We start from the raw sequence: 5080 nt of genomic DNA on the forward strand, positions 1-5080 counted from the left end.
CGAGATAGGTGGTGATCTCGGCATCCTCGCCGCGGCCGATCAGGCCGAGCTCGGAAATGCCGCCGACTTCGGTGGTGAAGCGGACGCAGCGCGTGCAGTGGATGCAGCGGTTCATCACGGTCTTCACCAGCGGGCCGATATACTTGTCTTCGACCGCACGCTTGTTTTCCGTGTAGCGCGAGCTGTCGATGCCGAAGGCCATCGCCTGGTCCTGCAGKTCGCACTCGCCGCCCTGGTCGCAGATSGGGCARTCCAGCGGATGGTTGATCAGCAGGAATTCCATCACGTTGCGCTGCGACTTCAACGCCTTGTCCGAACGCGTGAACACCTTCATGCCCTCGCCTACCGGCGTGGCGCAGGCGGGTGCCGGCTTCGGCATCTTCTCGATTTCCACCAGGCACATGCGGCAGTTGGCGGCGATCGGAAGCTTGCGGTGATAGCAGAAACGCGGAATGGGAATCCCGACGGCGTCGGCCGCCTCGATGATCATCCGACCCTTGGCTATCTGCACCGGAACGCCGTCGATCTCGATATTGACCAGATCCGGCGCGGCATTGGCTACGGGCTGCGCACTCATGCAGCGACTCCAGTGGTGACCGTGTCCGCCGGGCCGTCGACGATCGACCGGCCATGCTCCACGTAGTATTCGAATTCGTGCCAGAAGTTGGCCAGGAAGCCCTGCACCGGCCACGCGGCGGCTTCACCGAACGCGCAGATGGTGTGGCCCTCGATCTGACCGGCAACAGCCTTCAGGCGATGAAGATCGTCCGTCGTGCCCTTGCCTTCGACGATGCGCGAGAGCACGCGGTGCATCCAGCCGGTGCCTTCGCGGCACGGGGTGCACTGGCCGCACGACTCGGCCATGTAGAAGCGCGAGATGCGATGGCAGGCGCGAACCATGCAGGTGGTTTCGTCCATCACGATCACGGCGCCCGAACCCAGACCCGAGCCCGCCTTCTGCAGCGAGTCGTAGTCCATGGTGCATTCCATGATCTTCTCGGCCGTCAGCACCTTCATCGACGAACCGCCGGGGATGCAGGCCTTGAGCTTCTTGCCGCCGCGGATACCGCCGGCCATCTGCAGGAGTTCGGAGAACGGCGTGCCAAGACGGATCTCGAAGTTACCCGGGTTGGCCACGTGGCCGGAGACCGAGAAGATCTTCGGGCCGCCGTTGTTCGGCTTGCCGAGGTTGAGGAACCATTCCGCGCCGTTGCGCAGGATCGCCGGCACCGAAGCATAGGTCTCGGTGTTGTTGATCGTGGTCGGACGGCCATACAGACCGAAGCCAGCCGGGAACGGCGGCTTGAAGCGCGGCTGGCCCTTCTTGCCTTCCAGCGATTCCATCAGCGCGGTTTCTTCGCCGCAGATGTATGCGCCGGCGCCGAGGGCGTTGTAGATGTCCACGTCGATACCGGAGCCACCGATGTCCTTGCCGAGCAGGCCAGCCGCATAGGCTTCCTTCAGGGCTTCTTCGATGTGCTCGAACGGCTCGTGGTGGAACTCGCCACGCAGATAGTTGTAAGCGATGGTCGAGCCCGTGCAGTAGCACGCGATCGCCAGGCCTTCGATGACCGAATGCGGGTTGAAGCGCAGGATATCGCGGTCTTTGCAGGTACCCGGCTCGGATTCGTCCGAATTGCACAGGATGTACTTCTGGCCCGGTGCCGTGCGGGGCATGAAGCTCCACTTCAGGCCCGTGGGGAAGCCGGCGCCGCCGCGRCCGCGCAGCGCGCTCTTCTTGATCTCTTCGATCAGGGCGGCGGGATCAGGCTTCTCAGCCAGGATCTTGCGCCATGCCTTGTAACCGTCCACCTTTTCATAGCTCTCGAGCGCCCAGGGCTTCTCGAAATGCAGGGTCGTGTAGACGACCTGGTGTTCCTGCGGTGCGGGTCCGACCGGACCAGTGGTGCTAGCCATTGCCCTTACCTCACTTAAGACCGTCGAGGATCGCGTCGACCGAATCGGTCGTCAGCTTCTCGTGGTAGTGACCGTTGACGACCATCATCGGCGCGCCCGCGCAAGCGGCGAGGCACTCCTCTTCCTGCTTGAGATAGATGCGGCCGTCGGCGGTGCTCTCGCCGGTCTTGATGCCGAGCTTCTTCTCGCAATGGCGAACCAGGCCTTCGGCCCCGTTCAACCAGCAGGAAATGTTGGTGCAGATGGCGACGTTGTTGCGACCGACAGGCGTGGTCTCGAACATCGAGTAGAAGCTCGCGACCTCGTACGCCCAGATCGCCGGCAGTTCGAGGTACTTCGCGACAGCCGTGATCAGTTCGTCGGTGAGGTAACCGACGTTCTGTTCCTGCGCCGCCATGAGCGACTGGATCAGCGCGGAGCGCTTGCGATCCGGCGGAAACTTGGAAACCCAGTGATCGATGTGGCTGCGGGTGTGATCGTTGAGCACGACAAGAGGATCGACGTCCTTGACCTGCTCAAAATGTCCGGTGGCTTTCATGATTCAGTTCACTCCGTCGACTTAGCGGTCGACTTCGCCAAAGACGAGATCGTAGGTGCCAATCATCGCGACGACGTCGGCGAGCATGTGGCCTCTTACGATCGCGTCCATGGAAGACAGGTGGGCGAAGCCGGGCGCGCGCAGATGCACGCGGAAAGGCTTGTTCGCACCGTCGGACACGAGATAGCAGCCGAACTCGCCCTTGGGCGCTTCGACGGCGGTATAGGTTTCACCGGCAGGCACACCGTAGCCTTCCGTGAAGAGTTTGAAGTGGTGGATCAGCGCTTCCATGTCGCTCTTCATTTCTTCGCGGCTGGGCGGCGCGACCTTGTAGTTCTGCACCATCACCGGGCCCGGGTTGGCCTTCAGCCACGCCACGCACTGCTTGATGATGTTGTTCGACTGGCGCATCTCTTCGACGCGAACCAGGTAACGGTCGTAGCAGTCGCCGTTGACGCCCACCGGAATGTCGAATTCCATGTTCGCGTAGGCGGCGTACGGCTGCTTCTTGCGCAGATCCCAGGCAATGCCCGAGCCGCGCAGCATCGCGCCGGTCATGCCCCAGGCCTGCGCCTTCTCGGGCGGGATGACGCCGATGCCGACCGTACGCTGCTTCCAGATACGGTTGTTGGTCAGCAGCGATTCGTACTCATCGACGCGCGCCRGGAAGTCGTTGGTGAACTCCGTGAGGTAGTCCAGCATCGAGCCTTCGCGCCACGAGTTGCGGCGCTTGAGGTCCGCGCCTTTGTGCCACGGCGACTCGCGGTACTTCGACATCTGGTCCGGCAGGTCACGGTAAACGCCACCCGGGCGGTAGTACGTGGCGTGCATGCGCGCGCCCGATACCGCCTCGTAGACGTCCATCAGCTCTTCGCGTTCGCGGAACGCATAGAGGAAGACGGCCATGGCGCCGAGATCGAGCGCGTTCGAACCCACCCACATGAGGTGGTTGAGAATGCGGGTGATCTCGTCGAACATCGTGCGGATGTACTGCGCACGGATGGGTGCCTGGATGCCGAGCAGGTTCTCGATGGCCAGCACGTAGGCGTGCTCGTTGCACATCATCGAGACGTAGTCGAGGCGATCCATGTAACCGATGGACTGGTTGAACGGCTTGGACTCGGCCAGCTTCTCGGTGCCACGGTGCAGCAGGCCGATATGCGGATCGGCGCGGACGATCGTCTCGCCGTCCATCTCCAGCACCAGGCGCAACACGCCATGCGCAGCGGGATGCTGCGGGCCGAAGTTCATCGTGTAATTGCGAATTTCTTCCACGGCTTAATTCTCCCGCCAATGATCGGCGGATTCCGCCCTGGCCTGATCGAGATCGGCGTCGTTACGGATCGTGCGCGGCACGAGCACGCGCGGTTCGATCGAGACGGGTTCGTAAATGACACGCTTCTGTTCGGGGTCGTAGCGCACTTCGACGTTACCGATCAGCGGGAAATCCTTCCGGAACGGATGGCCCACGAAGCCGTAGTCCGTGAGGATGCGACGGAGATCCGGGTGACCATCGAAGATGATGCCGTACAGGTCGAAGGTCTCGCGCTCGAACCAGTCCGTGCCCGGCCACACCGGCGTCACCGACGGGACGATCGGGAAGGCATCGTCTTCGCAGAAGATGCGCAGGCGGATGCGCTGGTTGAGTTCGATCGACAGCAGGTGGATGACCGCGGCATAACGACGCGGCTGCTCGACCTTGCGCGGGCGGTCGGCCCACGTGAAGCGACCCATGGCCTCACCTTCCACGCCACGCGAGAAGCTATCGCCCTGCGCGGTGTCGGTGTCCCACTCGGTCTGCCCGTAGCTGAGGTAGTCGACGCCGCAGACGTCGATAGGAATGGTGAAGCGGAAGCCCGCCTCGTCGCGCAGCGCGGTAGCCACGGCGATCAGGTCACGCGGAGCCACCTCAGCGGTGACTTCGTTGCGGTCGACCTTCACCGTCAGCATGTCGCCGAAGCGCGCGGCGAGCCGTTCGACCAGCGAGGTCTCGTTAATAACGCTCATGTGCGATGCCCTGTTAACGCGCGATCGTGTGGGTGCGACGGATCTTCTTCTGCAACTGCAGGATGCCGTGGATCAGCGCTTCGGCCGTCGGCGGGCAACCCGGCACATAGATATCGACCGGCACGATCCGATCGCAGCCGCGAACGACCGAGTAGGAATAGTGGTAGTAACCGCCGCCGTTGGCGCAGGAACCCATGGAGATGACCCATTTCGGCTCGGGCATCTGGTCATAGACCTTGCGCAGAGCCGGGGCCATCTTGTTCACCAGGGTGCCGGCGACGATCATCACGTCGGACTGGCGGGGGCTGGGACGGAAGACGACGCCGAAGCGGTCCAGATCGAGGCGCGCGGCACCCGCGTGCATCATTTCGACCGCGCAGCAGGCCAGGCCGAAGGTCATCGGCCACATGGAACCGGTACGCGCCCAGTTCATCAGGGCATCGATGCTGGTCACGCCGAAGCCACGATTGACGACCGGGGCGTCGCCGTTAGGACGCAGGATGTCGTCGACGAGGTTGAGCGGCGTCGGGTTGTGCATCACCCGATCGATGGTGGTCATCACTCCCATTCGAGCGCTCCCTTCTTCCAGACGTAAGCGAAACCGACCACGAGCAGCGC

Annotated in this window: 6 protein-coding genes; all 6 read right to left on the reverse strand. The window is 62.9% G+C overall.

The window, feature by feature from the left end; translation table 11 throughout:
• The coding region (locus tag AC1DT2_RS15415; protein ID WP_477297256.1) for an NADH-quinone oxidoreductase subunit G at nt 1-577 on the reverse strand (577 nt) is incomplete at its 3' end.
• Complete coding sequence (nuoF, locus tag AC1DT2_RS15420) at nt 574-1917, reverse strand: NADH-quinone oxidoreductase subunit NuoF (RefSeq protein WP_477297259.1); 1344 nt, start codon at nt 1915-1917, stop codon at nt 574-576. The genes AC1DT2_RS15415 and nuoF, both read right to left, overlap by 4 nt.
• 10 nt (nt 1918-1927) lie before the next feature.
• Entirely contained in the window at nt 1928-2455 is a 528-nt protein-coding gene (gene nuoE, locus AC1DT2_RS15425) for an NADH-quinone oxidoreductase subunit NuoE (protein ID WP_046968721.1), read from the reverse strand.
• A gap of 21 nt (nt 2456-2476) precedes the next feature.
• On the reverse strand, nt 2477-3706 hold the full coding sequence (locus AC1DT2_RS15430; RefSeq protein WP_477297262.1) for an NADH-quinone oxidoreductase subunit D: 1230 nt from the start codon (nt 3704-3706) through the stop codon (nt 2477-2479).
• Nucleotides 3707-3733: 27 nt separating this feature from the next.
• Nucleotides 3734-4462, reverse strand: a complete 729-nt coding sequence (locus AC1DT2_RS15435) for an NADH-quinone oxidoreductase subunit C (RefSeq protein ID WP_063572033.1) — start codon at nt 4460-4462, stop codon at nt 3734-3736.
• Nucleotides 4463-4475: 13 nt separating this feature from the next.
• Complete coding sequence (locus tag AC1DT2_RS15440) at nt 4476-5030, reverse strand: NuoB/complex I 20 kDa subunit family protein (protein WP_046968724.1); 555 nt, start codon at nt 5028-5030, stop codon at nt 4476-4478.
• Nucleotides 5031-5080: the final 50 nt, after the last annotated feature.

The organism is Luteibacter sp. P4_E6, assembly GCF_056401535.1.